This is a genomic window from Pseudomonas sp. B21-021, assembly GCF_024749205.1.
GTDB classification, from domain to species: domain Bacteria; phylum Pseudomonadota; class Gammaproteobacteria; order Pseudomonadales; family Pseudomonadaceae; genus Aquipseudomonas; species Aquipseudomonas paraglycinae.
In genome coordinates this window covers 93,612-116,759 of sequence record NZ_CP087192.1, presented here as the reverse complement: position 1 = coordinate 116,759, position 23,148 = coordinate 93,612, and the positions used below count along the sequence as shown (strand labels likewise).

The following is a 23,148-nucleotide window of genomic DNA, read 5'->3' as shown; positions in this document are numbered from 1 at the left end:
CCAAATAAGCGCAGACAGGTACAGTTTGCGCAATTTTGACCCGTACACCCCCTATAAACAGTTAACTGGTCACTCACAATACAGGTGAACTGTATCTAGAGAGTCTGGCCAAACGAGAGGATCATGGGCACCAGTTAAACCACTACCTAATCCCGCCACAAGCGGAAGGATGTCAACCATGGAACGTACACTCAGTTCCGAACTGTTCTTCGAAGACAAAGCTGTAAACACCCAGGCTTCCCTGCCTCTGCGCGTTATCGCCAACCTGATGCTTTGGCAGCGCCGCATCTCCAGCCGCCATCAACTGGCTCGTCTGGATTCGCGTCTGCTGGCTGACGCCGGGATTAGCGAAGCACAACGCTACGAAGAGCTGAGCAAGCCGTTCTGGCGCTAAGCAGCGTCGCTGGCTCTGGTCGCTAGACCCACCGCCAGCAACCCGAATTGAACACACAAGACCCGTCGCGGGAAACCGCGACGGGTCTTGTCGTTTCAGGGCAGAAAACCTGAATACCCAGCCTGAAACACCAGACAGGTACAGTTTCTTTAAATTGATTAATGACAAGTACAGTTGCGCAAAATGTGTTCAGGCCAGCATCCTGACCACTGTGCGAACTCGCAACGGAGGCCTAAGATCCATGCAGAACGTGGCGAATGCTGTGCGACTGGCGTCTGACCTTCAGACACCGAGCCACCTCTCAATACGGTTTATCCACAGGAGTTCTCCCATGTCCCGTCTTCGTCTGCTCAGCGCCGCCGCTCTGCTGGCCGTAGCTGCCAACGCCAGCGCCACCAGCTTCATCGTGACCACCGACGCCGTTGTTGGCGCGCTCAAGTCCTCTTCCGATGCCACCTCCGACGTCACCTCGTCCTTCCGTGACGACAAGATCGTGCTCGCTGCCCGTGACGACGCTGCCAGCTTCGTGGCCAGCGAAGGCGAAATCCGTGGCGTGAAACTGGAGAGCGCACTGGATCACATCCGTCATCAGGCTCCACAACTGAACGCGACCGACGCACAGCTGGCCCAGGCCATTCTGACGATCTAAGCGACAGAGGCATCGCGGGGCATGCCGGTCGTGTCCCGATGTTTCGGCGCTGGCTCTAGTCCGGGCATTGCGCTAGCCTTGGGACTCGCCAACAGCTGCCGAGTCCCATGCGTTTTCTTTCAAATCTGCTTATCCCCTCTGTACTGATCACCGCCTGCTGGGTTCCTCTGGCAGACGCCTTCGATGTATCCACGCAGAACACCGTGGTCAGCGTCTGGGCCACCGGCATGGTGTCTTCCGCGCCGTTCGACCGTAAACTGATCATCGCCGCGCACGACGATGCCGCAGCGTTCGTTGCCAGTGACGGCCAGATGCGCGGCGCACAGCTCGAATCCGCCCTGCATTACCTGCGCAAGAGCCGGCCAAAACTTCATGTCAGCGACCTTGAACTGGCACAGGCAATTCTCGTCCAATAGTCATCCCTGTCTTTTCGGAGTCGTTCCATGCGTAGCCCGCTGATTGCTGCCGCCCTTGGCCTGCTGTTGTTGGCCGATATGGCCCAGGCACACACCCTGGTAGCCACCAGTAACATCATCGTCCGCGCTTCCCAGCGCACCATCGATTTCACTTCCGACACCACCACGTCGATTCGCGATTCGAAAATCATCCGCGAAGCCCACGACGACGCTGCCAGTTTCGTGGCCAGCGACGGTGATATCCGTGGTGCAAACCTGGAAGCCGCCTTCAACACCTTGCGCACCCGCGTGCCGGAAGCTCGCGACGCCAGTGATCAGGTACTCGCCGAAGCCATCCTCGCACTGTGAAGTCACTCGGCGCCTGGCTGCTGGCCGGGGCGCTGTTGCTGCTTGGCAACAGCGCCCACGCCGGCCTGCAATTGCGGCTCAAGACCGACGGTCTGAGCCCCGCCCAACAACAGGCCAGCCAGGCACTGCTCGATGAAGCCATGCAGGCGTTGCCGCCGAGCTTCATCGAACGCCTGGACCGGCGCATCGATGTCGGCTGGACCGACGACATGCCCGGCAACGCCTACGGCCAAGCGACACTCGTCTCCGAGCTGGATCTGAACCGCAAACTGCTCGCCAGCCTCACCGACGGCAGTGCGGCGAAACAAAAAACCAATCGCCCCCACGGCACCGTTCGCCGGGAACTGCTGGCCACGGTGCTGCACGAAATCACCCATATTTACGATCGCGCGCGCTTGTGGCCGGCGGCCGAACGCACGCTGATCCAGCGCTGTACCCGACGCAACAACAGCGCCGGGCTGATCGGCATTCCCGATGAATGCCGCGGCCAGAACGGTCGGCGCTTCACCCTCAGCGATGATCCACGCCTGCTCGACCTCGCCGGCTGGCAGCAATACGTCGGCCGTCGTGGCGAACGTGAACAGCACAACCGGCAGATCGCCCGCAGTCCCGACCTCTACGAAATCTCCAGTCCGAAGGAGTTTGTCGCGGTCAACATGGAGTATTTCCTCCTCGATCCGAGTTACGCCTGCCGTCGCCCGGCGCTGTATCGCTATTACCAGGAACACTTCGGCTGGGCACCGCCCGCGAAAGATGAGTGCGCCAAAACCTTCGCCTTCCTCAATGCCGGCAACGACTTTGCCAAACAGCCCCTGGGCCAGGTCGATCCGGAGCGCGTGTACGCGGTGGATTACCTGTTAGCCGAAGCCAACCAGAACTGGGTCAGCCGTTGGGGCCACAGTATGTTGCGTCTGGTGATCTGTGCACCGGGCCGGCCACGCGGTCCGGACTGCCGACTGGATCTTGATCAGCATCTGGTGCTGTCGTACCGCGCCTTCGTCGGTGACGTACAGCTGTCGAGCTGGGACGGACTGGTCGGCAAGTACCCGTCACGACTGTTCGTGTTGCCGCTGGCGCAGGTGATCGACGAATACACCAAAACCGAACTGCGCAGCCTGGCGTCGGTGCCGCTGAATCTCTCGCGCAGCGAAATCGAGGGCGTGGTCGAACACGCCGCCGAAATGCACTGGAGCTACGACGGCAATTACTTCTTCCTCTCCAACAACTGTGCGGTGGAAGGACTGAAGCTGTTGCGCAGCGGCAGCAACAACGCCCGGCTCACCGGCCTGGACAGCATCATGCCCAATGGCTTGCTGGAAGTGCTGAAGGGGCGAGGCCTGGCCGACACCAGCGTGCTCGATGATCCGAAAGAGGCGTTGCGCCTGGGTTATCGCTTCGACTCGTTCCGTGATCGTTATCAAGCGATGTTCGATGTGTTGAAGAAGCAATTGCCGATCAAGCAGACAACCGTGGAAGAATGGCTTTCGCTGTCTGCCGAAGAGCGTCGCCCGTGGTTCGAACGGGCCGACCTGCGCACCAGCGCCGCGCTGTTGTTGCTGGAGCAAGCCAGTTTCCGCCGCCAACTGTTGCTCGCTCAGGATGAGGTCAAGCAACGCTACCTCGGCGCCCGGGAGCTGGAGAACGGTGGCATGGACAAGGCCAACGCGACCTTGCAACAGATCCTCGCCAACAGCGGCTTCCTCAGCCGGCCGGCAGAGTTGCTCGACTCCCGAGGTTACGGCCTGCCGCAACCAAGCGAGTTCAGCAGGCTTGAAGCCGAAAGCAGTCAGCGCCAGAAACAGTTGCTGGCACTCACCGGCGATCTGGATAAAGAAGTGCGCGCGCTGCTGGAGCCAAGGCGAGCAGCCGAGATTGCGGCCAGCGAGGCCAACGTGAAGCAGATCGGCGAGCATCTGCGCAAACTGCACAAAGCCTCGGGCGGACTGGAGCTGCCCTGAAAAACAACGACCCTGAAAACAAAAGACCGCAGCCTGTGAAGATTGCGGTCTTTTTTATTGCCTGACGATCAGTACAGAACGCCATCCAGCACTTCGTAAACGACCCCGCTACCCACCGCGATCAGCACGATGTCACCACCGGCACGACGCCATTCATAACCCGGGTAATACGGCAGACGACTCAACGCCCGGTTATCCAGCCGCTCGCCGTAATAGCCGTGGGGCAGCGGCCGGCCACGTACCAGATGGATGCCTGGAGGTGGCGGTGCACCGCGAACGAAGTAGCCATGATTGTCGCGGATCACCTGACGCACCGGGCCGAAATCCCGAGGCGGCGGGCCGCCGCGATGGTTGCTTTGCCAATCATGGTGATCGCCACCGCGATTGTCGTAGTGGCCCTGTTGCGGGCCGCCGTGGTCGTGATCGTCGCGCGGATCGGCGCTGGCCAGCAGCGGCGTCGCGCTGATCATCAGCACGCCCAGACTGGCAATCAGACGTTTCGGCATTTTCATCGGGTCTTTCCTCACTGCACTGACAGCAAAAAGGGATTCAGAACGTGGTTCTGAATCCCTCGGTCTTGCTCAATTAGTCTGTGCCGCGAGGCCCTAATTCCTCTGTATCAGGAACTTTACCTTCAGCTGACGCGAGCCTTACGCACGCCTTCGGACAGCGCCGAGCACAGGCTCAGCACGCCGTCGATGGCCTGGTCCGGCGTGGTCGCATTGGCGATGTGATCGATCAGCGCCGAACCCACCACCACACCGTCGGCCAGACGCGCGATGGACGCCGCCTGCTCCGGCGTGCGGATACCAAAACCGATGCTGATCGGCAGGTCGGTATGCCGACGCAGACGCGCCACCGCTTCTTCGACGTGTTCCAGCGTCGCCGCACCGGCACCGGTCACACCGGCAACCGACACGTAGTAAACGAAGCCGGAGCTGCCGTTCAACACTTTTGGCAGACGCGCATCATCGGTGGTCGGGGTGGTCAGGCGGATGAAGTCGATGCCCGCTGCCTGGGCCGGGTCGCACAGCTCCGAGTTGTGCTCCGGTGGCATGTCGACCACGATCAGGCCATCAACGCCGGCCTCTTTGGCTTCGGCGATGAAGCGCTCGACGCCGAACTTGTGGATCGGGTTGAAGTAACCCATCAGCACCAGCGGCGTGTCGCTGTTGTCCTTGCGGAACTCGCGGACCATTTGCAGGGTTTTGATCAGGTTCTGCTTGGCGCCAAGGGCACGGATGTTCGCCAGCTGAATCGCCGGGCCGTCGGCCATCGGGTCGGTGAACGGCATGCCCAGTTCGATCACGTCGGCACCGGCTTTCGGCAGGCCTTTGAGGATTGCCAGCGAGGTGTCGTAGTCCGGATCACCGGCGGTAACGAAGGTCACCAGGGCGGCGCGATTCTGTTCTTTGAGTTCGGCAAAGCGGGTTTGCAGGCGGCTCATCAGTGTTTCTCCTGCTTCGATTGCTCTTGTTGAGAGTGTTCCATGTGGTGCATGACGGTCTGCATGTCTTTGTCGCCGCGACCGGAAAGGTTGACCACCATCAGGTGATCCTTCGGCAGTTTCGGTGCACGTTTGAATACTTCGGCCAAGGCATGGGCGCTTTCCAGTGCCGGGATGATCCCTTCCAGACGGCAGCACTGGTGGAACGCAGCGAGGGCTTCGTCGTCGGTCACCGAGGTGTACTGGACGCGACCAATGTCATGCAACCACGCGTGCTCGGGGCCGATGCCCGGATAGTCGAGGCCGGCGGAAATCGAGTGGGCGTCGATGATCTGGCCATCGTCGTCCTGCAGCAGGAAGGTACGGTTGCCGTGCAGCACACCCGGTACGCCGCCGTTGAGGCTGGCCGCGTGTTTGCCGGTCTCGATACCGTAACCGGCGGCTTCGACGCCGATGATTTCCACGCTCTTGTCGTCGAGGAACGGGTGGAACAGGCCCATGGCGTTGGAGCCGCCGCCGATGCACGCCACCAGGCTGTCCGGCAGGCGACCTTCCTGAGCTTGCAACTGATCGCGGGTTTCCTTGCCGATTACGGCCTGGAAGTCGCGAACCATGGCTGGATAGGGGTGCGGACCGGCCACGGTGCCGATCAGGTAGAAGGTGCTGTCGACGTTGGTCACCCAGTCACGCAGCGCTTCGTTCATCGCGTCTTTCAGGGTGCCGGTGCCGGCGACCACCGGGATCACTTCGGCGCCCAGCAGCTTCATGCGGAACACGTTGGCCTGCTGACGTTCGATGTCGGTGGTGCCCATGTAGATCACGCAGTCCAGACCGAAACGCGCGGCCACGGTAGCGGTAGCCACGCCGTGCATGCCGGCGCCGGTCTCGGCGATGATGCGTTTCTTGCCCATGCGCCGCGCCAGCAGGATCTGGCCGATGCAGTTGTTGATCTTGTGCGCGCCGGTGTGGTTCAGCTCTTCGCGCTTGAGGTAGATCTTGGCACCACCGCAGAACTCGGTCAGGCGCTCGGCGAAATACAGCGGGCTCGGACGTCCGACGTAGTCGCGCTGGAAGTAGGCCAATTCCTCTTTGAACGCCGGATCTTCCTTGGCCGCTTCGTATTCACGAGCCAGGTCGAGGATCAACGGCATCAGGGTTTCGGCAACGTAACGGCCTCCGAACGAGCCAAACAGGCCGTTGGCGTCAGGGCCGTTACGCAGATCGGAGGTGTTCGAAGTCTGGGTCATGGTTCGCTCCAGCGGATTTCACGAGAAGACAATGGCGTTCACTCTACCCCTGACCTTCCAGACTGAAAACCGATAAGATCGCCACAACCTGTCAGGAAAACTCACAGATATCATGAGCCATGACCTCCCCCCGCTGAACGCCCTGCGCGCCTTCGAAGCCACCGCCCGCCTGAACAGTGTCAGCCAGGCTGCGGAGCAACTGCACGTCACCCACGGCGCGGTCAGCCGCCAGCTCAAGGTGCTGGAAGAGCACCTCGGCGTCAGTCTTTTCGTCAAGGACGGTCGTGGCCTGAAACTCACAGATGCCGGCATCCGTCTGCGCGATGCCAGCGGCGAGGCGTTCGACCGCTTGCGCAGCGTTTGCGCCGAACTGACCCAAAGCACCGCCGATGCGCCGTTCGTACTCGGTTGCTCAGGTAGCTTGCTGGCGCGCTGGTTCATTCCGCGATTGGGGCGCTTGAACGCCGATCTTCCGGATTTGCGTCTGCACTTGTCCGCCGGTGAAGGCGATCTCGACCCGCGTCGCCCGGGGCTGGATGCATTGCTGCTGTTCGCCGAACCGCCATGGCCGGCAGACATGCAAGTTTACGAGCTGGCCAGCGAGCGCATCGGCCCGGTCATGAGCCCGCTGTTCAGCGGCTACCAGCGCCTGCAATCGGCACCGCCAATCGCCCTGCTCGACGAACCCTTGCTGCACACGACTTCACGCCCGCAAGCCTGGCCGAGCTGGGCGCAACAAAGCGGCCTCGACGCCAAGGCGTTGAAGCTGGGGCAGGGTTTCGAGCATTTGTATTACTTGCTGGAAGCGGCCGTCGCCGGGTTGGGCGTGGCGATCGCGCCGGAACCGCTGGTGACCGAAGACTTGAAGGCCGGACGCCTGGTCGCGCCGTGGGGTTTCAGCGAAACCCCGGCGCAACTGGCGTTGTGGCTACCCAAGCGCGCCGCGGACGGGCGCGCCCGGCAATTGGCGCAGTGGCTCAGGAACGAGCTGCGCCAGGCGGATCACTCGCCGCGCTTGAACAGCAAGTAAGCGGCCAGCAGACCCAGCGCACCGACCGCCACACCGGCGGTCGTCCACGGATGTTCCTGCGCGTAATCGCGGGTGGCGATTCCGGTCTCGCGGGTTTTGACTTTGACTTCTTCGTAGGCATCGCTGAGCAGGCTGCGCGAGTGTTTCAGCGCGCTTTCAGCGTTGTTCTTGAGCGCCTTGAGGGTCTTGCGCGACTCGTCCGAAGCGTCGTCCTTCAGGCTTTCCAACGACTTGAGCAGACTCTCGATCTCCGCTTCCATGCTTTGCAACGAGGCTTTGCGTAACGAGGTGTTGGCCATGGTGGCTCTCCTGCATTGGTGATGAGTGGCGTGTGTTGGTTGGGACTTCAGCGTTTCTGGAAAGTGCAGAAAATCTGAACTTCCTCTCGCCCGGATCGCCGAAATCAACACGGCAAATCGCTGCTAGGCTCAATTGCACACTTCAAGGAGAACACCATGAGTGACCATCACACCTACAAGAAAGTCGAGCTGGTCGGTTCGTCCACCAGCAGCATCGAAGACGCCATCAACAATGCGTTGGCCGAGGCCAACAAGAGCATCAAGCATCTGGAATGGTTTGAAGTGACCGAAACCCGCGGCCACATCAAGGATGGCAAGGCGGCGCACTTTCAAGTGACCCTGAAAGTCGGGTTCCGGATAGCCAGCAGCTGAGTTTGGTCTACGCTTCTGAACTTGCGCGCTGGCCGAGTGCCATAGGAATGGCAATGCGCTACGAGGTGAGTGCATCGAGCGAACGGCTCGATGCCTGCCTTTTTTAATCCGACCAGGGAGTGCGACCGATGAAGAAGTTCATGTTGGCGGTAGGTTTGTTGAGCCTTGCGGGTGGTGCGTTTGCTGCCGGCAAGCCTTGTGAAGAACTGAAGGCTGAAATCGCGGCCAAGCTGGATGCCAAGGGCGTTTCCGGGTATTCGCTGGAGATTGTCGACAAGGGTGCGGCCAGTGGCGGCAAAGTCGTCGGCACCTGCGAAGGCGGCGCCAAAGAGATCGTCTACACCCGCGGCTGATCACGCCGGAAAAACAAAAGCCGACGCAATGCGTCGGCTTTTTTGTTCGCGGCGATCGGGCTCAGCCCTTCATGACCTGCGCCAGCAGCTCGTAGGAATGCAGGCGATCGGCGTGTTCGTACAGGTCGCACGTGAAGATCAGTTCGTCAGCCTGGGTCTGTTCGATCAGCACTTCGAGTTTCGCGCGAATTTTCTGCGGACTGCCGACCATCGCCAGACCGAGGAAATCCCCCACCGCCTCACGCTCGTGGGGCAACCACAGGCCGTCCATGGTTTTCACCGGTGGACGCTGCACCAGACTTTGCCCACGCATCAGCGCGAGGATTCGCTGGTACACCGAGGTCGCCAGGTAATCGGCCTGCTCATCGGTGTCAGCGGCCACCAGCGGCACGCCGAGCATTACGTACGGTTTATCAAGCACCGCCGATGGCTTGAAGTGATTGCGGTAGACGCGGATCGCCTCATGCATGAAGCGCGGTGCGAAATGCGAGGCAAAGGCGTAGGGCAAACCGCGCTCACCGGCCAGTTGCGCACTGAACAGACTGGAACCGAGCAACCAGATCGGCACATTGGTACCGGTGCCCGGCATCGCGATCACGCGCTGATCCGGGGTGCGCGGGCCGAGGAAACGCACCAGCTCAGCCACGTCTTCCGGGAAGTCATCGGCACTGCCGGAGCGCTCACGGCGCAGGGCGCGGGCGGTCATCTGATCGGAACCCGGCGCACGACCCAGACCGAGGTCGATCCGCCCCGGATACAGGCTTTCAAGGGTGCCGAACTGCTCGGCAATCACCAGCGGCGCGTGGTTGGGCAGCATCACGCCACCGGAGCCGACCCGGATGGTCGACGTGCCGCCGGCCAGATAGCCCAGCAACACCGAGGTGGCAGAACTGGCGATGCCGTCCATGTTGTGGTGCTCGGCAACCCAGAACCGGGTGTAGCCGAACTTCTCGACGTGCTGCGCCAGATCCAGCGAGTTGCGCAGCGACTGCGCCGGGCTGCCGTTCTCGCGCACCGGCACCAGATCGAGGGTGGAAAACTTTACGTCGGACAGTTGCTTCATAAACCTGCATCTCCGATTGAGGGCGCAGGTGTGTTCTTGGCGAACGCAAACCTGCCCAATTCATAAGCGTATTCTGTGCAATGAGGGCATATACCCGAGTTTCAATAGCCGATCCGAAATTTCCTACTAAAAAAGTCAACGATTCACTTGGGCTGAACTTTGTTCCGGCGTCTATCCTCAGAAGCCTTGCAGGCAAAAACCACGACGGCGCGGCGTTTCGCGCCCGATTTGAAGGAGGCACACATGGCTATCGTGAAGAAGGCATCCGCGCATTGGGAAGGTGACCTGAAAACCGGCATCGGCTCGATTTCTACCGAAACCGGCGTCCTGCGTGAAGCGCCCTACGGCTTCAAGGCACGCTTCGAGGGCGGCAAGGGCACCAATCCGGAAGAACTGATCGGCGCCGCCCATGCGGGCTGTTTCTCCATGGCGTTTTCGATGATTCTCGGTGACGCCGGGCTCAAGGCCGACAGCATCGACACCCAGGCCGAGGTCACGCTGGATCAGGTGGATGGCGGCTTTGCGATCACCGCGGTGAAACTGATCCTCAAGGCAAAAATTCCGGGAGCGACCCAGGCGCAGTTCGAAGAGCTGAGCAACAAGGCCAAGGAAGGTTGCCCGGTGTCCAAGGTGCTGAATGCGAAGATCAGTCTCGACGCGTCGCTGGTTGGCTGACGGATTGAGCCGGATCAGAACCCGCCAGGCAAAAATGTGGTCGAATAAATGACAGCAGCTTTCGCGCATCTTCGTGCGCGCTGCTTCGATGGAGCTTCAACCATGAAACGTTTTGCCTTGGCGGTTATCTGTGGCGTGCTGGCAACGTCGGCCTTCGCAGCGCCCAAAGACTGCGAAGAACTCAAGCAAGAGATCGAAATCAAGATTCAGGCGAATGCCGTGCCCTCCTACACCCTGGAGATAGTCTCCAAAGAGGAGGCTGAAAAACACGACATCGCCATGATTGTCGGCACCTGCGACTACGGCACAAAAAAGATCATCTATCAGAAGAACGACCGCTGATCCGCCTTAGATGATGCAGTTGACCTCGCGGTCTTCGGCAACGATTTCCCGCTTGTCGTTGTACAGGCGGGCACTCGGGGTAAACGCCAGCGAACGGCCTTCGAGCAAGTAACGCTGGCCCGCCTCGAAATGATCGTAGCGGATGGTCAGATAGCACAGCCGCTCAACGGGGCCGGTCATCAGGCTGCCGCCTCCGCCGAACACTTCAAAGTCGAAGCGCACCCGCAGCTCGTGGCTGCCGGGGGTGACCTGGAAGAAACGTCCGTCAGTCAGCCGCCTGTTGTCGAGACGCTCGGCCATCAGCAGTTTGCCGCCGGGGGTTGGCGTAGAGAATTCGACCCAGGCCATGTTCGGGTCGACGGGGGGCAACGGTGTCTGGCACCCGGCGAGTACGCCTGCGGCCAACAACAGCATCAACGTGCGCATGATGGATGTCCGTGAGTTCGGACATCCAGCATAACGCCGATCAGGTTCGCTGGCAGCCCGCCGGCGTGCCCTGGCCCACCACGTTGCGTTGTTGGTCATAGAGCTTGGCCCACGGACGGAAACCGATGCTTCCCGCCTGCAACTGATAACGCTGACCGGCGTTGAAATCCTTGAATTTCACGTTCAACTGACAATCGCGCCACAGCGGCTCGGCATCCGGGCCGATGTTGGTCGCTTCGACCGGGAATTGATAACGCACCGTCAGCTCATGACTGCCGGGCTGCACTTCGAAGTAACGATGATCGACGGCAGCCTTTTTGTCGACTTCCAGCGCCTGCAACGCCGTGTCCTGTTGCCGGGCATCCAGATCGATCCAGGCTTGCGAGGGGTCAGGGGAAGGCATTCCGAATCCGGCACAACCGGCCAGCGTCAGCACGCTTCCTGTCAGTATCAACATGCGCATAGCGGAGCTCCAATGGGCGGGATAGTCTTGGGCAGACTTTCCGGGGGGATTTCTTATTTTGATCAGGCCGCTTCCAAGCCATGGGTTACTTGATCGCGTTTTGCGGGTTTTGTTTCCGGGTGTGATGATTTTGTTGCTCAACGGTTGCTCAAGCCTGAGCTATTACAGCCAGCTGGCCAGCGGTCAGCTGCAGCTTTTGCGGGCGCGGGAGCCGGTGGCCAAGGTGATCGCCGACCCGGCTCGCGATGCCAGACTGCGCGCTCACCTGGCCCAATCCCAGAAAGCCCGGGCTTTCGCCAGCGAACACCTGCATCTGCCGGACAACCAAAGCTATCGCCTCTATGCCGACATCGGTCGGCCGTTTGTCGTGTGGAATGTGTTCGCCACTCCGGAGTTTTCCCTGAGCCCACAGAACCATTGCTTCCCGATTGCCGGTTGCGTGGCCTATCGCGGCTATTACAGCCAGAGCGCGGCGCGGGGTGAAGCCGCGATTCAACGTCTGCAAGGCATGGACGTGTCGATCGGCGGCGTCGAGGCCTACTCGACCCTGGGCTGGTTCAACGACCCGATCCTCAATTCGATGATGGGCTGGGGCGACGAGCGTCTGGCGACGCTGATCTTCCATGAGCTGGCCCACCAGCGTTTCTATGTGAAGGACGACACCGAGTTCAACGAGTCCTTCGCGACCTTCGTCGAGCAGGAGGGTACGCGGCAGTGGCGAGCGTTTCGTAACTTGCCCCCGGAAAACGACTCGAAGCTGAAGCAACGGGATCAATTCATTCAGTTGATCCTCGATACCCGCTCACGGCTTGAAAAACTCTATGCACAACCATGGGCGACGGCGCAGATGCGCGAGCGCAAGGCGGCGGAGTTCGAACGGTTTCGACACGACTATCGAGCGATGCGCGATGGCCAGTGGGCCGGCGACAAACGCTATGACGCCTGGGTCAATGCGCCGTTGAACAACGCACGGCTGTTGCCGTTCGGGCTGTATGACCAGTGGGTGCCGGCGTTTTCGGCGTTGTTCAGGCAGGTCGAAGGGGATTGGCTGAGGTTTTATGCGGAGGTGGAGAGGTTGGGTGAGTTGCCAGTAACTGAGCGCAAAGCGGCACTGAAAGCGTTGGTAGATTCGAAAGTCTGAGTGGCTGAAAGGGCCTCTTCGCGAGCAAGCCCGCTTGTGTCTAGGTAAGGGAATAGACTCTGGGGTGAGAGGGGTGAATGGCAAGCTGTGAGTCCGCGGTGCTTTAAGCACGAGTGGGAGCAAAGCTGCCATTCACCTTTCTACTCTGGCCCATAAGCCCGAACAGTTGGACGAGCGCCACTCGAATCACAAGCGTGGGCAAAGCCAGAGCACTCTCACTTTTGAGTGTAAGAGGGTTTTGCCATGATTTCCTGGGTCGGTATCGATATCTCCAAATCCAACCTCGTTGTTTGGATTCAGCCTCAGAAAGTGGGGTTCGAGATTACAAATACGCTTGAAGGCTTTGTTGAGCTGACATCGCGTTTAAGCCACTACACGGTTGGCCGAGTATTGCTGGAGGCCACGGGAGGATACGAGCGAAAGGTCGTGGCGGCCTTACAAGAGGCGGGCTTCAATGTGCTCAGGATCAACCCTCGCCGGGCCAGAGCCTTTGCCGTAGCAATGGGCAAGAATGCCAAGACGGATCCCATCGACGCCGCTGTTCTTGCCGATTTTGCCGAGGCTTTGCATGCGTCTCGCGAAAAGCCAATTTCGCCTGGCCGTGAAGCGTTGCGTGAACTCATTCAGTTGCGCGAGCATTTCGTCCAACAGCGAGACGACAACAAGCGCCGGCTGCAGCAGGCCCAGTTGCCAGCGGTTATCGAGGCGATCAAAGACCATATTCGCTATCTGCAACTCCAGATCAAACAGTTCGGTAAAGCCATTAATCAAAGCATGCGAGAGCTGGATGCTGAAAAAGCCGACCGGCTCACTTCAGTTAAAGGCATCGGCACTGTGGCGACCGCCAGCTTGCTGGTTTACCTGCCTGAACTCGGCGAGCTTGATCGCAGAGAAATCGCGGCTCTGGCAGGAATCGCTCCCTACAATGACGACAGTGGCAATCACAGCGGCAAACGCCAGATTTACGGAGGAAGATCCCGCGTCAGACGTGCCCTTTACATGTCGTGCTGGGTCGTGATCCGTTATCACGCTGACTTCAAGGCCCGCTATGAGGCGCTACGAGAAAGAGGCAAGAGCGCGAAAGTCGCGCTCATCGCCTGCATGCGGATACTACTGATCAGACTAAATGCCATGCTGCGTGACGGCACCGAATGGCGGTGACGAATGGCAGGGTTAAGACAGTTGCTCCCACATTGTTTTTGTGTTGAACACAGACCCAATGTGGGAGCGGGCTTGCTCGCGAAGGCTATCTGATCAGCGCTGCAAAAACGCCTGATGCAACTCCGCCAGCGTCTCGAAGTGATACGCCGGCGCTTCCGCGCTCAGCTCTTCATGGCTGCCAAAACCGTAACCCACGGCCGCCGCATCCAGCCCGTTGCTGCGAGCACCGATCAGGTCATGCTTGCGGTCACCGATCATCAACGTATTGGCCGGATCCAGCCCTTCCTCGGCCATCAAGTGGGCAATCAGCTCGACCTTGTTGGTGCGGGTGCCGTCCAGTTCGCTGCCGTAGATTACCTTGAAGTGTCTGGCGAAATCGAAGTGCCGGGCGATTTCACGGGCGAACACCCACGGCTTCGACGTCGCGACATACAGCTGGCGGCCCTGGCCGCTCAGGGTTTCCAGCAACGGCGTGACGCCCTCGAACACCCGATTCTCGTACAGGCCGGTGACCTTGAAGCGCTCGCGATAGAAATTCACCGCCTCCCAGGCTTTCGCTTCATCAAAACCATAAAACTGCATGAACGCCTGCAACAGCGGCGGGCCGATGAAGTGTTCCAGTCTGGTCAGGTCCGGCTCATCGATGCCGAGTTTGCTCAAGGCGAACTGGATGGAACGGGTGATGCCCTCACGCGGGTCGGTGAGAGTGCCGTCGAGGTCGAATAGAACGGTCTGGTAATGCATGAAAAATCCCGGGCAATAGAGAGAAAAGTCAGAGCTGGTCGTAGCCTTCGGCCAGATGCAGGTCCTTGAGCTTCACGTAGTTCGCCGCGCTGTAGGTGAAAAAGGCGTTTTCCTTGTCGGTCAGCCGGCGAACCTGCTTCACCGGGCTGCCCACGTACAGAAAACCGCTTTCCAGACGCTTGCCCGGTGGCACCAGGCTGCCGGCGCCGATGATCACATCGTCCTCGACCACCGCGCCGTCCATGACGATGCTGCCCATGCCGATCAACACGCGGCTGCCCACAGTGCAGCCATGCAGCATGACCTTGTGGGCGATGGTCACGTCATCGCCGATCAGCAGCGGGAAGCCATCGGGATTGAACGGGCCGGCGTGGGTGATGTGCAACACGCAGCCATCCTGCACGCTGGTGCGCGCGCCGATGCGGATGTGGTGCATGTCGCCGCGGATCACGGTCAGCGGCCACACGGAGCTGTCTTCGCCGATTTCGACGTCGCCGATCACCACCGCGGAGCCGTCGACAAAAGCGCCTTGGCTCAAGCGTGGGGTGTGATTCTGGTACTTGCGAAGGGACACGATTAGTTCTCTCTCTGTCGCCGATAGCTGCGGTGGGTGTCGATTGTAATTAAGATGGGCGCATGTTTCTTCCAGCCAAGGTGCCAACCGTGAGCGTGAACAACCCTCTTCTGCAGTCCTACGACCTGCCGCCGTTCTCCGCGATCCGTGCCGAACACGTGCAGCCGGCCATCGAAACCATCCTGGCCGACAACCGCGCCGCCATTGCCGAAATCCTCAAGACCCAGGGCCAGAACCCGACCTGGGCCGGGCTGGTGCTGGCGATGGACGAACTCAATGATCGCCTGGGCGCAGCCTGGAGTCCGGTCAGCCACCTCAATGCCGTGTGCAACAGCGCCGAACTGCGTGAAGCCTACGAGTCGTGCCTGCCGGCATTGAGCGCCTATTCCACCGAAATGGGCCAGAACCGCGAGCTGTTCCAGGCTTATGAAGCCCTGGCCAACAGCCCGGAAGCCGCCGGTTTCGACGTGGCGCAAAAAACCATCCTGGAACATGCCCTGCGCGATTTCCGCCTGTCGGGTATCGATCTGCCGGAAGCCGAACAGAAACGCTACGCCGAAGTGCAGAGCAAACTGTCCGAGCTGGGCAGCCGCTTCTCCAACCAGTTGCTCGACGCCACTCAGGCCTGGACCAAACACCTGACCGACGAAGCCGCCCTCGCCGGCCTGACCGATTCGGCCAAGGCACAAATGGCTGCCGCCGCACAGGCCAAAGGCCTCGATGGCTGGCTGATCACCCTGGAATTCCCGAGCTACTACGCGGTGATGACCTACGCCCAGGACCGTGCGCTGCGTGAAGAAGTCTACGCCGCCTACTGCACCCGTGCGTCGGATCAAGGCCCGAACGCCGGCCAGAACGACAACGGCCCGGTGATGGGCGAAATCCTCGACCTGCGTCAGGAACTGGCCAAACTGCTCGGTTTCTCCAGCTTCTCCGAACTGAGCCTGGCGACCAAAATGGCCGAGTCCAGCGATCAGGTGCTGAGCTTCCTGCGTGATCTGGCCAAGCGCAGCAAACCGTTCGCCGCCCAGGATCTGCAACAGCTCAAGGCTTACGCCGCCGAACAGGGCTGCGCCGATCTGCAAAGCTGGGACAGCGGTTTCTACGGTGAAAAACTCCGTGAACAACGCTACAGCGTCGCCCAGGAAACCCTGCGCGCCTACTTCCCGATCGACAAAGTGCTGGGCGGCCTGTTCGCCATCGTTCAGCGCTTGTACGGCATCGAAATCGCCGAACTGAAAGGTTTCGACACTTGGCACCCGGATGTTCGCCTGTTCGAGATCAAGGAAAACGGCCAGCACGTCGGCCGCTTCTTCTTCGATCTCTACGCCCGCGCCAACAAGCGCGGCGGTGCCTGGATGGATGGCGCCCGCGACCGTCGTCGCACCGTCGACGGCGTACTGCAAAGCCCGGTGGCCAACCTGGTGTGCAACTTCACCCCGGCCGACAGCGGCAAGCCTGCGCTGCTGACCCACGATGAAGTGACCACCCTGTTCCACGAATTCGGCCATGGCCTGCATCACCTGCTGACTCGCGTCGAGCATGCCGGCGTATCGGGCATCAACGGCGTGGCGTGGGACGCGGTCGAGCTACCGAGCCAGTTCATGGAAAACTGGTGCTGGGAGCCGGAAGGCCTCGCGCTGATTTCCGGCCACTACGAAACCGGCGAGCCGCTGCCGCAGGATCTGCTGGAAAAAATGCTCGCAGCGAAGAACTTCCAGTCCGGCCTGATGATGGTGCGTCAACTGGAGTTCTCGCTGTTCGACTTCGAACTGCACGCCACCCACGGTGACGGCCGCAGCGTTGCGCAGGTGCTCGAAGGCGTGCGCAACGAAGTCTCGGTAATGCGTCCTCCGGCCTACAACCGCTTCCCGAACAGCTTCGCGCACATCTTCGCCGGCGGTTACGCGGCGGGTTACTACAGCTACAAGTGGGCGGAAGTACTGTCGGCAGATGCCTTCTCGAAGTTCGAAGAAGACGGCGTGCTGAATGCCGACACCGGTCGCGCCTTCCGCGAGGCAATCCTGGCCCGTGGCGGCTCGCAGGAACCGATGGTGCTGTTCGTCGACTTCCGTGGCCGTGAGCCGTCGATTGACGCACTCTTGCGCCACAGCGGCCTGAGTGAGGACGCGGCAGCATGAGTGAGGCACCCGTGAAGACCAAAAAACGCTTTATCGCCGGGGCGGTCTGCCCGGCGTGCAGCGAGCCGGACAAACTGATGATGTGGAGCGAGGACGATGTCCCGCACCGCGAATGCGTGGCGTGCGGCTACAGCGATACGCTGAATGCCCAAGGGCTTTCGGTACCGAAAGAACTGGGCACGAGGGTCAACACCAGCGCGCTCAAGCCGGCACCGGACAAAACGGTTCAGGCGGTGCAATTCTTCCCGAATCCGAAGCTGAAGAAAAAGCCCGACGAGCAGCACTGATCCAGAACCACCTTCCCCGATTCGTCGGTGGAAGGTGGTATTGGCTTAACACCTGTCCCCCGCACTTGCTTCGTAGGCTGGCCCTTTGTGCCACGCCTCGAAGGAAGCTGCCATGCCCGACACCAATCCCCTCCTGCAACACTGGACGCTGCCACCGTGGCCAGCGATTCGAGCCGAGCACCTGCTGCCGGCCGTCAACGGCATCATTGCCGACAACCAGCGAGTCATCGCCCAGGTGATCGCCAGTCAGACCGAACATCCCGGCTGGGATGATCTGGTGCTGAGCATCGACGAGGCCGACGCGCGCCTCGGTGAACTCCGCTCGATTCTCGAAACGTTGTCGATGGTCAGATCCGACGATGCCACCTGGCTCGTGGAAAGCGCCAAGGCGCATCTGGCGATCAATCAGTATCGCTCCGAAAAAGCCCGAAATCGCCCGTTGTACGAGGCTTACCAGCGTTTGGCGCAGAGTTCGATCGCCGGCAGTTTCGATGAGTCGCGCAACATTGCACTGTCGCGGATTCTGCGCCGATTCAAGCAGTCGGGCATCGAGCTTCCTGCTGAACAGCAACAGGAACTGGCGCGGTTGAACCGCGAGATCGGCGGGCTGGAGTACGTGTTTCTGGACAACCTCGAGCGCTGGACCGAGGCGTGGAGCAAACGTATTGACGATATTGCGCTGCTCGCGGGCTTGTCGCCAGCGATGAAGGATCGTCTGGCGCGCGCCGCACGCGAGGCCGGCCATGACGGCTGGCTGATCCGGCTGGACCAGAACACCTGCCAGCACATCCTCAAGTACGCCGAGAACCGTGCCTTGCGAGAGGAATGCTACGTTGCCTACATGACCCGCGCCTCCGGTCGGGGCCCACTGGCCGGCCGCTTCGATAACGGCCCGGTGCTGAAGAAACTGCTCGCCCTGCGCCAGCAGAAAGCCCGTTTGCTCGGCCATGAAAACGCCGCGCAACTGAGCCTGGTCAAAAACAGCGCCGGGACGACCGCATGGGTCAGTCGCTTTCTCCAGCGTCAGGCGGCGCAGCTGACACCTGCCCTCGCGCAGGATGCAAAACAACTGGCGGCCTTTGCGCCGCAATGCGGAATCGACCGGGTCCAGCCATGGGACGAAGATTTCCTCGCCGAACAATGGCGCCAGCAGCAGTTTCCCGGTGCGCTGGAAAACCTGCGGGATTACTTCCCGCTCGAAGGCACCCTGCGCAGGCTCTTTCTGTTCTGCGAACGGATGTTCGGGATCCGCATCGTCGAGCGATCCGGTGGCGGCCACTGGCATGACGATGTGCGCCTGCTGGAAATCAGCGAGCACGAGCAGGTCATCGGCTATATCTACCTCGACCCGTTTCACCGCGACAACGCGGTGGACTTCGCCGGCACCTCCACGCTGCGCAATCGCCGGATCAACGCCGAAGGCCGCCCGGCGCTGCCGATTGCCCTGCTTTACAGCAATTTCACACCGGCCACCGATACCCATCCGTGCCGGCTCGAAATCGACGATCTGCGGGTGCTGTTTCATGAGTTTGGCCATTGCCTCCAGCACGTGCTGACGCGCTCGCCCCATCACAGCCTGTCCGGCATCCTGCAACTGGGCCATGAAGCGGCGGAGTTTTCCGGGCAGTTGTTCGAGCAGTGGTGTTTGTCGCGGGAGTTTGTGTTGTGGCTCGGCGCGCATTTTCGGACCGGCGAACGCTTGAGCGCCGCACGGGTCGACGCGGCACTGTCAGCTACTCAGTCCCATTCCAGCCGGCAACAGGCCTTGTTGCTGATGGGGGCGATGATCGATTTCGAGCTGCACCTGACCCACGGCGATGGGCGCTCGGTCGAGGAGGTTTGCAACGATGTCCAGCGCAGCCTGGGTCCTCTGCAACTGCCGGACGATCACCGGTTCGCCAATGGATTCGATTACATGGTGACCCAGTACGACGCTTCGGTTTACGCCTACGTCTGGTCGGGCGTGCTCGCTCAGGAAGCGTTCAAGCGCTTCAGCCGGGACTGGGTGTTCAACACGCAAACCGGCCGTGAGTTTCGCGCCACGTTCTTTGCGCCGGGTGCCGGGCGTCCGTTGCTGGACGCGGTGGAAGCGTTCGTCGGCCGGCCGGTCGCCGGCCTCGTTGACGGAAAGACCGGACGAGTTACTTCAGATTGACCGTCTGAAACCAGCTCTTCATCGAGCACGTGGCAAACGCGCTGGTGCTGCAATCGCCATTGGCCAGCGCGGTACGCAATTTATCGACATCGGCCTGCATCACGTAGCGCACGCTGTCCCGGAAGTGCCCACTCTCACCAAAGCCGCCCTGGGTCATTTCGTTCAGGGCGTCTTCCTTGCTCCAGCCCTGCACGACGATTCGGTACATAGCCGCCATCAGGCCGGTGCGATCGGAGCCGTGCTTGCAGTGCATCAACACCGGGCCATCGGCTTCGGCGGACTGGATGGCACGCAGGGTCTTGAGCACATCACTGTCGTCCACGTGATTGGTGCGATAGGGCAATTGCACCTGATGGATACCGGGGGCTTTCAGCCAGCTGGAATCCGCTTCCGGCAGGAAGTTGATGACCGTGGCCACCTTCAGGTTGTTCAGCAACGGCACCGCGCCGTCATCCGGGAGCGCGCTGCGGTACAGCGTGGGCGACATCTGGAAGAGGTTGTATTGCACTTCTACCGGTTGCGCCCACTCGACGGGACGGGAAGCCGTAGTTTCCGCGGCCTGAGCGGGAATCCAGCTGAACAGCGCAAACAGCGACAAACAGAATGCGGAGGAAAAACGCGTCAGGAACATGCTTTACGGTGACCGTGTGGGTTTCGTCAGTGAGGACCGCAGCTTGCGAGCCTCGCAGTCAAATCCCTGTGAGGCGCTTGTAAAAGAATCGTGAAGACATCGGTTCCCTTGGTCGAAAAGCGGTCTTTTTTTGGCTGAATCGGTTCATCCGGTTGCTTAGCCTGCTACCATTTGTCACATCATGTTGCAGACGCGTCCCCCTTCTCCCGGTCATTCCGGCCACGTCGCAGCCAGAAAATTCTTGAGCCGTTCGCAGAAACGGCTGACAACCATCAATGCCTGATGAGGTGCATCCCCATGTCTGATGAAGATCGAGACAACCCGCGGCGTGAGTTTTTGCGCAAATCCCTGACCCTTATTCCGGTCGTCACCCTCGCCGGTAGCGGTCTCGGCAGCACGGTGCTGCAAGCAGCGCCTGAAAGCGCGCCTGCCACAGCCCCGGCAAAATCGGCTGCCGTTGAAGCCAGCACTTATCAGCCGAGCTACTTCACCGCCGAAGAGTGGGCATTCATCAATGCCGCCGTCGCGCAGTTGATCCCCAACGATTCGCAGGGTCCAGGTGCACTCGAAGCTGGCGTGCCGGAATACATCGACCGTCAGATGAATACCCCGTACGCCGCCGGTGCCCTTTGGTACATGCAGGGCCCGTTCAATGCCGACGCCGCGCCGGAGATGGGCTGGCAGAGCAAACTGGTGCCAAAAGAGATCTATCGCCTCGGCATCGCCGCCACGGATCAGTGGGCAAAATCCATCAACGGTAAAACATTTGCCGAGCAAGACAGCGCTACCCGAGACGATCTGCTCAAGCAGCTTGAAGCCGGAAAACCGCAATTCGACGCGGTTCCGGCGAAGATTTTCTTCAGTCTGCTGCTGCAAAACACCAAGGAAGGGTTCTTCTGCGACCCGATCCACGGCGGCAATAAAGGCATGGTCGGCTGGACCATGATCGGCTTCCCCGGCGCCCGCGCCGATTTCATGGATTGGGTGGAACGCAACGAGCAGTACCCCTTCCCGGCAGTTTCGATTCGCGGCGAGAGGGCGTGAGCATGGCAACGGTAATGAAGAAGGTCGACGCAGTGATCGTCGGTTTCGGCTGGACAGGCGCGATCATGGCCAAGGAGCTGACCGAAGCGGGACTCAACGTGCTGGCGCTGGAACGCGGACCGATGCAGGACACCTACCCGGACGGCAACTATCCCCAGGTGATCGACGAACTCACCTACAGCGTGCGGAAAAAACTCTTCCAGGACGTTTCCAAGGAAACCGTCACCATCCGTCACAGCGTCAACGACATCGCCCTGCCGAACCGCCAGCTGGGCGCGTTCCTGCCGGGCAATGGCGTGGGCGGCGCCGGTTTGCACTGGTCGGGCGTGCACTTTCGGGTCGACCCGATCGAGTTGCGCATGCGCAGCCACTACGAAGAGCGTTACGGCAAAAGCTTCATCCCCAAGGACATGACCATCCAGGACTTCGGCGTCAGCTATGAAGAGCTGGAACCGTTCTTCGATTTCGCCGAAAAAGTCTTCGGCACCTCCGGCCAGGCCTGGACCGTAAAAGGCCAACTGGTCGGTCAGGGCAAGGGTGGCAACCCGTACGCACCGGATCGCTCGAACCCGTTCCCGCTGGAAGCGCAGAAGAACACGGTTTCCGCACAGCTGTTCGGCAAAGCGGCTACGGAGGTTGGCTACAAACCCTACAACCTGCCTTCCGCGAATACTTCAGGGCCGTACACCAACCCCTACGGCGCGCAGATGGGCCCGTGCAACTTCTGCGGTTTCTGCAGCGGCTACGTTTGCTACATGTATTCCAAGGCCTCGCCGAACGTGAACATTCTGCCGGCGCTGAAACCGCTGCCGAATTTCGAACTGCGGCCTAACGCTCATGTGCTGCGGGTCAACCTCGACAGCACGAAAACCAAGGCCACCGGCGTCACCTACATCGACGGCCAGGGCCGCGAGATCGAGCAACCGGCGGATCTGGTGATCCTCGGCGCATTCCAGTTGCACAACGTGCGCCTGATGCTGCTCTCCGGCATCGGCAAACCGTACGATCCGGTCAGTGGCGAAGGTGTAGTCGGGCGCAACTTCGCCTACCAGAACATGGCCACCATCAAGGCGTTCTTCGACAAGGACACCCACACCAACAACTTCATCGGCGCCGGCGGCAACGGTGTGGCGGTGGATGACTTCAACGCCGACAACTTCGATCACGGGCCGCATGGCTTCGTCGGTGGCTCGCCGATGTGGGTCAACCAGGCCGGCAGCCGACCGATCGCCGGTACCTCCAACCCGCCGGGCACTCCGGCCTGGGGCAGTGCGTGGAAACGCGCGACCGCCGATTACTACACCCACCAGGTGTCGATGGATGCCCACGGCGCGCATCAGTCCTACCGTGGCAACTACCTCGATCTGGACCCGGTGTACCGCGATGCCTACGGCATGCCGCTACTGCGGATGACGTTCGACTGGCAGGAAAACGACATCAAGATGAACCGCTTCATGGTCGAGAAAATGGGCAAGATCGCCGAGGCCATGGGCCCGAAAGCCATCGCCGTGATCGGCAAGAAAGTCGGCGACCACTTCAACACTGCGTCGTACCAGACCACCCACCTCAACGGTGGCGCGATCATGGGCACCGATCCGAAGACCAGCGCGCTGAACCGTTACCTGCAGAGCTGGGACGTGCACAACGTGTTCGTTCCGGGCGCCTCGGCGTTCCCGCAAGGCCTGGGTTACAACCCGACCGGGCTGGTTGCCGCGCTGACCTACTGGTCGGCGAAAGCGATCCGCGAGCAATACCTGAAAAACCCCGGCCCGCTGGTTCAGGCTTAAG

27 protein-coding genes are annotated in these 23,148 nt (G+C 60.7%); 17 read left to right on the top strand and 10 right to left on the bottom strand.

What is annotated here, in order from left to right; all coding sequences use genetic code 11:
* The first annotated feature begins 178 nt into the window (after positions 1-178).
* The 5 genes from LOY31_RS00580 to LOY31_RS00560 all read left to right on the top strand — a co-directional run bounded on the left by LOY31_RS00580 (position 179) and on the right by LOY31_RS00560 (position 3,765).
* Complete coding sequence (locus LOY31_RS00580; protein WP_007911656.1) at positions 179-394, top strand: DUF1127 domain-containing protein; 216 nt, start codon at positions 179-181, stop codon at positions 392-394.
* A gap of 331 nt (positions 395-725) precedes the next feature.
* Positions 726-1,043, top strand: coding sequence for a DUF2388 domain-containing protein (locus LOY31_RS00575; RefSeq protein ID WP_007953908.1), 318 nt, complete (start codon positions 726-728; stop codon positions 1,041-1,043).
* Between the two features lie 107 nt (positions 1,044-1,150).
* Entirely contained in the window at positions 1,151-1,459 is a 309-nt protein-coding gene (locus LOY31_RS00570; protein WP_179693106.1) for a DUF2388 domain-containing protein, read from the top strand.
* Between the two features lie 27 nt (positions 1,460-1,486).
* Positions 1,487-1,807 (top strand): DUF2388 domain-containing protein, encoded by a 321-nt coding sequence (locus LOY31_RS00565; protein WP_007953910.1) that lies wholly within the window; start codon positions 1,487-1,489, stop codon positions 1,805-1,807.
* On the top strand, positions 1,804-3,765 hold the full coding sequence (locus tag LOY31_RS00560) for a DUF4105 domain-containing protein (RefSeq protein ID WP_258712701.1): 1,962 nt from the start codon (positions 1,804-1,806) through the stop codon (positions 3,763-3,765). Before LOY31_RS00565 ends, LOY31_RS00560 begins: the two co-directional genes overlap by 4 nt.
* 68 nt (positions 3,766-3,833) lie before the next feature.
* Here the strand turns inward: LOY31_RS00560 and LOY31_RS00555 are convergent, their stop codons facing one another.
* The 3 genes from LOY31_RS00555 to trpB all read right to left on the bottom strand — a co-directional run bounded on the left by LOY31_RS00555 (position 3,834) and on the right by trpB (position 6,459).
* Complete coding sequence (locus LOY31_RS00555; protein WP_007953914.1) at positions 3,834-4,277, bottom strand: anti-virulence regulator CigR family protein; 444 nt, start codon at positions 4,275-4,277, stop codon at positions 3,834-3,836.
* A 122-nt stretch (positions 4,278-4,399) separates the two neighbouring features.
* Positions 4,400-5,212 carry a tryptophan synthase subunit alpha gene (trpA, locus tag LOY31_RS00550; RefSeq protein WP_007953915.1) on the bottom strand — a complete coding sequence of 271 codons (813 nt, stop codon included), beginning with the start codon at positions 5,210-5,212 and terminating at the stop codon, positions 4,400-4,402.
* On the bottom strand, positions 5,212-6,459 hold the full coding sequence (trpB, locus tag LOY31_RS00545; protein ID WP_064379337.1) for a tryptophan synthase subunit beta: 1,248 nt from the start codon (positions 6,457-6,459) through the stop codon (positions 5,212-5,214). The genes trpA and trpB overlap by 1 nt, the downstream gene beginning before the upstream one ends.
* A gap of 112 nt (positions 6,460-6,571) precedes the next feature.
* Between trpB and LOY31_RS00540 the strand changes: the two genes are divergently transcribed.
* Positions 6,572-7,489 carry a LysR family transcriptional regulator gene (locus tag LOY31_RS00540; protein WP_085748066.1) on the top strand — a complete coding sequence of 306 codons (918 nt, stop codon included), beginning with the start codon at positions 6,572-6,574 and terminating at the stop codon, positions 7,487-7,489.
* Here LOY31_RS00540 and LOY31_RS00535 read toward each other — a convergent pair.
* Positions 7,462-7,788, bottom strand: coding sequence for a YqjD family protein (locus LOY31_RS00535; RefSeq protein WP_221535704.1), 327 nt, complete (start codon positions 7,786-7,788; stop codon positions 7,462-7,464). The genes LOY31_RS00540 and LOY31_RS00535 overlap by 28 nt on opposite strands.
* A 156-nt stretch (positions 7,789-7,944) precedes the next feature.
* On the opposite strand from LOY31_RS00535, the gene LOY31_RS00530 reads away from it, so the two are divergent.
* Positions 7,945-8,160 carry a dodecin gene (locus LOY31_RS00530; protein WP_007953919.1) on the top strand — a complete coding sequence of 72 codons (216 nt, stop codon included), beginning with the start codon at positions 7,945-7,947 and terminating at the stop codon, positions 8,158-8,160.
* Between the two features lie 128 nt (positions 8,161-8,288).
* On the top strand, positions 8,289-8,513 hold the full coding sequence (locus tag LOY31_RS00525) for a DUF1161 domain-containing protein (RefSeq protein WP_085748065.1): 225 nt from the start codon (positions 8,289-8,291) through the stop codon (positions 8,511-8,513).
* A 61-nt stretch (positions 8,514-8,574) separates the two neighbouring features.
* Here LOY31_RS00525 and LOY31_RS00520 read toward each other — a convergent pair whose 3' ends face one another.
* A complete protein-coding gene (locus LOY31_RS00520; protein WP_065260633.1) occupies positions 8,575-9,576 on the bottom strand; it encodes an LLM class flavin-dependent oxidoreductase in 1,002 nt (333 codons plus the stop codon).
* Between the two features lie 243 nt (positions 9,577-9,819).
* On the opposite strand from LOY31_RS00520, the gene LOY31_RS00515 reads away from it, so the two are divergent.
* Both LOY31_RS00515 and LOY31_RS00510 read left to right on the top strand, forming a co-directional pair.
* A complete protein-coding gene (locus tag LOY31_RS00515; RefSeq protein WP_007953923.1) occupies positions 9,820-10,251 on the top strand; it encodes an OsmC family protein in 432 nt (143 codons plus the stop codon).
* Positions 10,252-10,353: 102 nt separating this feature from the next.
* Positions 10,354-10,593 (top strand): DUF1161 domain-containing protein, encoded by a 240-nt coding sequence (locus LOY31_RS00510; RefSeq protein ID WP_221535703.1) that lies wholly within the window; start codon positions 10,354-10,356, stop codon positions 10,591-10,593.
* Between the two features lie 6 nt (positions 10,594-10,599).
* On the opposite strand, the gene LOY31_RS00505 is transcribed toward LOY31_RS00510, so the two are convergent.
* On the bottom strand, positions 10,600-11,019 hold the full coding sequence (locus tag LOY31_RS00505) for a hypothetical protein (protein ID WP_007953944.1): 420 nt from the start codon (positions 11,017-11,019) through the stop codon (positions 10,600-10,602).
* 40 nt (positions 11,020-11,059) lie between these two features.
* Positions 11,060-11,482 (bottom strand): hypothetical protein, encoded by a 423-nt coding sequence (locus LOY31_RS00500; protein WP_085606435.1) that lies wholly within the window; start codon positions 11,480-11,482, stop codon positions 11,060-11,062.
* Positions 11,483-11,540: 58 nt separating this feature from the next.
* Between LOY31_RS00500 and LOY31_RS00495 the strand changes: the two genes are divergently transcribed.
* Both LOY31_RS00495 and LOY31_RS00490 read left to right on the top strand, forming a co-directional pair.
* Positions 11,541-12,623, top strand: coding sequence for an aminopeptidase (locus tag LOY31_RS00495; RefSeq protein ID WP_221535702.1), 1,083 nt, complete (start codon positions 11,541-11,543; stop codon positions 12,621-12,623).
* A gap of 243 nt (positions 12,624-12,866) precedes the next feature.
* The gene (locus tag LOY31_RS00490) at positions 12,867-13,784 is read left to right on the top strand and encodes a transposase (protein WP_085609292.1); all 918 of its coding nucleotides are present in this window, start codon (positions 12,867-12,869) and stop codon (positions 13,782-13,784) included.
* A 93-nt stretch (positions 13,785-13,877) separates the two neighbouring features.
* Here LOY31_RS00490 and LOY31_RS00485 read toward each other — a convergent pair whose 3' ends face one another.
* On the bottom strand, positions 13,878-14,528 hold the full coding sequence (locus tag LOY31_RS00485) for an HAD family hydrolase (protein WP_258712700.1): 651 nt from the start codon (positions 14,526-14,528) through the stop codon (positions 13,878-13,880).
* 28 nt (positions 14,529-14,556) lie between these two features.
* Positions 14,557-15,102 (bottom strand): gamma carbonic anhydrase family protein, encoded by a 546-nt coding sequence (locus tag LOY31_RS00480; RefSeq protein WP_085606429.1) that lies wholly within the window; start codon positions 15,100-15,102, stop codon positions 14,557-14,559.
* A gap of 62 nt (positions 15,103-15,164) precedes the next feature.
* Between LOY31_RS00480 and prlC the strand changes: the two genes are divergently transcribed.
* The 3 genes from prlC (at position 15,165) to LOY31_RS00465 (ending at position 19,685) form a co-directional block, all read left to right on the top strand.
* A complete protein-coding gene (gene prlC, locus LOY31_RS00475) occupies positions 15,165-17,243 on the top strand; it encodes an oligopeptidase A (RefSeq protein WP_221535700.1) in 2,079 nt (692 codons plus the stop codon).
* Positions 17,240-17,530 carry a YheV family putative zinc ribbon protein gene (locus LOY31_RS00470; protein ID WP_007953955.1) on the top strand — a complete coding sequence of 97 codons (291 nt, stop codon included), beginning with the start codon at positions 17,240-17,242 and terminating at the stop codon, positions 17,528-17,530. The genes prlC and LOY31_RS00470 overlap by 4 nt, the downstream gene beginning before the upstream one ends.
* A gap of 112 nt (positions 17,531-17,642) precedes the next feature.
* On the top strand, positions 17,643-19,685 hold the full coding sequence (locus LOY31_RS00465) for a M3 family metallopeptidase (protein WP_221535699.1): 2,043 nt from the start codon (positions 17,643-17,645) through the stop codon (positions 19,683-19,685).
* Here LOY31_RS00465 and LOY31_RS00460 read toward each other — a convergent pair.
* On the bottom strand, positions 19,672-20,316 hold the full coding sequence (locus tag LOY31_RS00460) for a dual specificity protein phosphatase family protein (RefSeq protein ID WP_221535698.1): 645 nt from the start codon (positions 20,314-20,316) through the stop codon (positions 19,672-19,674). The genes LOY31_RS00465 and LOY31_RS00460 overlap by 14 nt on opposite strands.
* Before the next feature lie 297 nt (positions 20,317-20,613).
* Between LOY31_RS00460 and LOY31_RS00455 the strand changes: the two genes are divergently transcribed.
* Positions 20,614-21,360, top strand: a complete 747-nt coding sequence (locus LOY31_RS00455; RefSeq protein ID WP_085606424.1) for a gluconate 2-dehydrogenase subunit 3 family protein — start codon at positions 20,614-20,616, stop codon at positions 21,358-21,360.
* Positions 21,361-21,362: 2 nt separating this feature from the next.
* On the top strand, positions 21,363-23,147 hold the full coding sequence (locus tag LOY31_RS00450) for a GMC family oxidoreductase (protein WP_007953975.1): 1,785 nt from the start codon (positions 21,363-21,365) through the stop codon (positions 23,145-23,147).
* Position 23,148 lies beyond the last annotated feature (1 nt).

Excerpts from the sequence above, each read along its gene's own strand:
- LOY31_RS00580 (WP_007911656.1), top strand. The coding sequence starts at position 179 with ATGGAACGTACACTCAGTTCCGAACTGTTCTTCGAAGACAAAGCTGTA.
- LOY31_RS00575 (WP_007953908.1), top strand. The coding sequence starts at position 726 with ATGTCCCGTCTTCGTCTGCTCAGCGCCGCCGCTCTGCTGGCCGTAGCT.
- LOY31_RS00570 (WP_179693106.1), top strand. The coding sequence starts at position 1,151 with ATGCGTTTTCTTTCAAATCTGCTTATCCCCTCTGTACTGATCACCGCC.
- LOY31_RS00565 (WP_007953910.1), top strand. The coding sequence starts at position 1,487 with ATGCGTAGCCCGCTGATTGCTGCCGCCCTTGGCCTGCTGTTGTTGGCC.
- LOY31_RS00555 (WP_007953914.1), bottom strand. The coding sequence starts at position 4,277 with ATGAAAATGCCGAAACGTCTGATTGCCAGTCTGGGCGTGCTGATGATC.
- trpA (WP_007953915.1), bottom strand. The coding sequence starts at position 5,212 with ATGAGCCGCCTGCAAACCCGCTTTGCCGAACTCAAAGAACAGAATCGC.
- trpB (WP_064379337.1), bottom strand. The coding sequence starts at position 6,459 with ATGACCCAGACTTCGAACACCTCCGATCTGCGTAACGGCCCTGACGCC.
- LOY31_RS00540 (WP_085748066.1), top strand. The coding sequence starts at position 6,572 with ATGAGCCATGACCTCCCCCCGCTGAACGCCCTGCGCGCCTTCGAAGCC.
- LOY31_RS00535 (WP_221535704.1), bottom strand. The coding sequence starts at position 7,788 with ATGGCCAACACCTCGTTACGCAAAGCCTCGTTGCAAAGCATGGAAGCG.
- LOY31_RS00530 (WP_007953919.1), top strand. The coding sequence starts at position 7,945 with ATGAGTGACCATCACACCTACAAGAAAGTCGAGCTGGTCGGTTCGTCC.
- LOY31_RS00525 (WP_085748065.1), top strand. The coding sequence starts at position 8,289 with ATGAAGAAGTTCATGTTGGCGGTAGGTTTGTTGAGCCTTGCGGGTGGT.
- LOY31_RS00520 (WP_065260633.1), bottom strand. The coding sequence starts at position 9,576 with ATGAAGCAACTGTCCGACGTAAAGTTTTCCACCCTCGATCTGGTGCCG.
- LOY31_RS00515 (WP_007953923.1), top strand. The coding sequence starts at position 9,820 with ATGGCTATCGTGAAGAAGGCATCCGCGCATTGGGAAGGTGACCTGAAA.
- LOY31_RS00510 (WP_221535703.1), top strand. The coding sequence starts at position 10,354 with ATGAAACGTTTTGCCTTGGCGGTTATCTGTGGCGTGCTGGCAACGTCG.
- LOY31_RS00505 (WP_007953944.1), bottom strand. The coding sequence starts at position 11,019 with ATGCGCACGTTGATGCTGTTGTTGGCCGCAGGCGTACTCGCCGGGTGC.
- LOY31_RS00500 (WP_085606435.1), bottom strand. The coding sequence starts at position 11,482 with ATGCGCATGTTGATACTGACAGGAAGCGTGCTGACGCTGGCCGGTTGT.
- LOY31_RS00490 (WP_085609292.1), top strand. The coding sequence starts at position 12,867 with ATGATTTCCTGGGTCGGTATCGATATCTCCAAATCCAACCTCGTTGTT.
- LOY31_RS00485 (WP_258712700.1), bottom strand. The coding sequence starts at position 14,528 with ATGCATTACCAGACCGTTCTATTCGACCTCGACGGCACTCTCACCGAC.
- prlC (WP_221535700.1), top strand. The coding sequence starts at position 15,165 with ATGTTTCTTCCAGCCAAGGTGCCAACCGTGAGCGTGAACAACCCTCTT.
- LOY31_RS00470 (WP_007953955.1), top strand. The coding sequence starts at position 17,240 with ATGAGTGAGGCACCCGTGAAGACCAAAAAACGCTTTATCGCCGGGGCG.
- LOY31_RS00465 (WP_221535699.1), top strand. The coding sequence starts at position 17,643 with ATGCCCGACACCAATCCCCTCCTGCAACACTGGACGCTGCCACCGTGG.
- LOY31_RS00460 (WP_221535698.1), bottom strand. The coding sequence starts at position 20,316 with ATGTTCCTGACGCGTTTTTCCTCCGCATTCTGTTTGTCGCTGTTTGCG.
- LOY31_RS00455 (WP_085606424.1), top strand. The coding sequence starts at position 20,614 with ATGTCTGATGAAGATCGAGACAACCCGCGGCGTGAGTTTTTGCGCAAA.
- LOY31_RS00450 (WP_007953975.1), top strand. The coding sequence starts at position 21,363 with ATGGCAACGGTAATGAAGAAGGTCGACGCAGTGATCGTCGGTTTCGGC.